General features: G+C 31.9%; 2 protein-coding genes and 1 pseudogene. All 3 read right to left on the bottom strand.

What is annotated here, in order from left to right; all coding sequences use genetic code 11:
* Nucleotides 1–378: 378 nt before the first annotated feature.
* A complete protein-coding gene (locus CQA43_RS09310) occupies nt 379–1392 on the bottom strand; it encodes a hypothetical protein (protein WP_115552318.1) in 1014 nt (337 codons plus the stop codon).
* 51 nt (nt 1393–1443) lie between these two features.
* Entirely contained in the window at nt 1444–1986 is a 543-nt protein-coding gene (locus CQA43_RS09305) for a hypothetical protein (RefSeq protein WP_115552317.1), read from the bottom strand.
* Between the two features lie 265 nt (nt 1987–2251).
* Nucleotides 2252–2341 (bottom strand): annotated as a pseudogene (locus CQA43_RS09975) (nucleoid-structuring protein H-NS); the annotation flags it as partial.

Raw genomic sequence — 2341 nt, 5'->3', positions numbered from 1 at the left:
CTCATTTAAGACTTTCACACCTGCACTTTGTTCGTTAAATTCTCCATTAGTTGCAAGGGCAATGAAATCTACTTCAGCAAAGAGTGTGCTTGAGATTCCAAAGATTAATAAGAATCCTAAGATTAATTTTTTCATTATTTCTCTTTTTTAAAAGTTTAAACTTTTATTATAAGTTACAGAATCTTAAAATTAAGTGTAAAATATTTTTTAACTTTTGATTTGATGAAAAGTATTACATAAAGAAACAAGTTTAATTTTATGCTGTGTCATTGCAAAATTCTTGTTAAATACTTCTGTATAGAATTATGGATTTGCAAGTGTAGGCAAATTGTTTGCAGATTGTGCGCCTTGTCGTTTCGCCGCTCACAATGATAAATCCTAAACACCATTACCACTTTTTGATTCTTTAAGCAGTGTTTGTATTATGGAATCTGTGGAATCGGACTTAGTAAAGGTATTTTGAGGGATTCCATAAGCATTATAAGCTTGTTTGGTTTTTAATTCTTGATTTTCTTTTTCTAGTTTATCTCTTTGCTCTAAGACTTCAAAGAAAGTTTGTGAGGAATCAAAGTTGGAGGAGAGAGAAAGTAAAATATCCTCTTGTGGTGAATAAGAAATTTTCAAGGAATAAGAACCTTGAAAAATTGTAGGATTATCCCCCTCCCAAGAAATAGCATAACCTCCTATATTGAGGGAATCTGTAAGCCTTCCGCTCTTATCGTATGTATAACTTGTGATAATGCTAAGGGCGTTTTCAATGGATTTTTGTTGAGACTTTGGAATATCCAAACAAGCAAATAAACAATTAAATTGCTCAATCATATTATAGGCTACACCCTCAACATTACTAATATAATTTGATAGATTAGCTTTTAAATCTTTGGTATCAGAGGCGCAATTGAAAGAATTGATTGAATTTAATAATGCCTGTTTGCTTGTTTGCATATTTTCCTCGTCCATTTTTAAAAACACTTTCATTCTTATCGCACCATCAATTAGATAATTATTAGGATTTTTTTCTAAATTTGGCTCTTGTTTATAAAGCTCAATTAAAATATTGTCTAGTTGTTCATTAAGAGAATCCCTTGCTTTTTGATATTCATTTTCTGTTGGTATATGTTGATTGGTGGCTTGTTTTAAAATTTTAGAGCGAAAGGAATCTGTTTTGTGTAGAATTTCAGAAAACGCAATATCTGGAAATTCATCTAATGCGAGATGATATGTGTAAATCCCGCTATTATATCGGCTATTTAAGGCTTCCTTTGCTTCCTCATTGCTGATTGTAGCAGATTGTAAATTCACATCTTTTTCATTATCTTTAATTTGGCTATTCTTATTGCTGTATAAGATTGCATTGTGATAATTAGGCAAAGAAGTATTTAGTTCAAACATTCGCTTATCCCTTGCATAAAATCTATTAAAGGATAAGCAAAAGGCGTTCCATTATCTATATTTGAGATTAAAATTTGCTCCCATAGAACGATAACTTGTCTTATCTTGCCTAATAAAATTTTCCGCCTGATTATAAAGTCTTTTGTTGTTTTCTGTGAGAAGGCGATTGGCATAATAGCTATCCGCACTTCTTGTATAGACAGGATTGTATTGACTTACCCCAATAATTTCTATGCTAACTTTATTTGTTAGAAAATTAAAAGTTGCAGAAACTGCTGGGATATATTCTCCAGAACCTGTATCCACATTGAGTGGCAATAGCTCATTTGCTCTTTCTGGGATTAATTTATAATAGGCAGTATAAGATATTTTTGTGCCTGAATTATTTGTAACCCCATAACTATTAAGAATCGTTTTGGGGGAAATCGTTGCTCCCCCCACAACCTTACTCATCTCCTCCTCATTTAAGACTTTCACACCTGCACTTTGTTCGTTAAATTCTCCATTAGTTGCAAGGGCAATGAAATCTACTTCAGCAAAGAGTGTGCTTGAGATTCCTAAGCTTAACAAAGCTCCTAATATTAGTTTTTTCATCTTTATTCCTTATTTGAAAGTTTGAAATTTCATTATAAATTGCAGAATCTTAAAACAAAATATAAAAGTTTTTTAACTTTTTAGTTTGTTTAAGATTGTTACACAAGAAAACAGGTTTGCTTTGAATGCTTTGTCCTTGTGAGCAAGTTTTTAAACTTGCGTGGCAATCTATAATAATGCAAATAGAAAATTAACAATGGAATCACAAATGGCAAGATTTTTTCATTTGGATTACTTCAGATTCACTATCTTACAAAGCATTTTCCTAAAACTTCTTCCACAAACTAAGTGTAAAAACACTATCAGGAGCAGAGGAGCTTCCCCCAGCAGTTCCAGAAACAGAAACAGCAGTATC

Source organism: Helicobacter ganmani, from assembly GCF_003364315.1.
Lineage (GTDB): Bacteria > Campylobacterota > Campylobacteria > Campylobacterales > Helicobacteraceae > Helicobacter_D > Helicobacter_D ganmani.
Note: the sequence above shows the minus strand (reverse complement) of the source record. Positions and strands in the feature narration are given on the sequence as shown.

What these genes read in the sequence shown, in the direction of transcription:
- CQA43_RS09310 (WP_115552318.1), bottom strand. Translation starts at nt 1,392, where the DNA reads ATGTTTGAACTAAATACTTCTTTGCCTAATTATCACAATGCAATCTTA.
- CQA43_RS09305 (WP_115552317.1), bottom strand. Translation starts at nt 1,986, where the DNA reads ATGAAAAAACTAATATTAGGAGCTTTGTTAAGCTTAGGAATCTCAAGC.